This is a genomic window from Telmatospirillum sp. J64-1 (genome assembly GCF_006980715.1).
Lineage (GTDB): Bacteria > Pseudomonadota > Alphaproteobacteria > Rhodospirillales > Magnetospirillaceae > Oleiliquidispirillum > Oleiliquidispirillum nitrogeniifigens.
The window spans coordinates 1-437 of sequence record NZ_SBHN01000010.1 but is presented as its reverse complement, the minus strand read 5'-3'; the positions used below and the strand labels follow the sequence as shown (position 1 = coordinate 437).

General features: G+C 63.4%; 1 protein-coding gene. It reads right to left on the bottom strand.

The genetic code is table 11. The features are described 5' to 3' along the window. The coding region (locus tag EPD66_RS10875) for an EF-Tu/IF-2/RF-3 family GTPase (RefSeq protein ID WP_255448447.1) at positions 1 to 437 on the bottom strand (437 nt) is incomplete at both ends.

Here is a 437-nt window from a genome sequence, read left to right as displayed (position 1 = left end):
AGGCCTTCATCCATGGCGATCGGGGCGATGAGCTGGATCTCCATGGTGATGTTGTCGCCGGGCATGACCATCTCGGTGCCTTCGGGCAGCTTGATGGTGCCGGTGACGTCGGTCGTCCGGAAGTAGAACTGCGGACGGTAGTTGGAGAAGAACGGCGTGTGACGGCCACCTTCTTCCTTGGTCAGGATGTAGGCCTCGGCCTTGAACTCGGTGTGCGGGGTGATGGTGCCCGGAGCCGCCAGAACCTGGCCGCGCTCGACATCTTCACGCTTGGTGCCGCGCAGCAGAGCGCCGATGTTGTCGCCGGCCTCACCCGAGTCGAGCAGCTTGCGGAACATTTCCACACCGGTGACCGTGGTCTTGACGGTGTCCTTCAGGCCGACGATCTCGACTTCCTCGCCCACCTTGATCACGCCGCGCTCGATACGGCCGGTCAC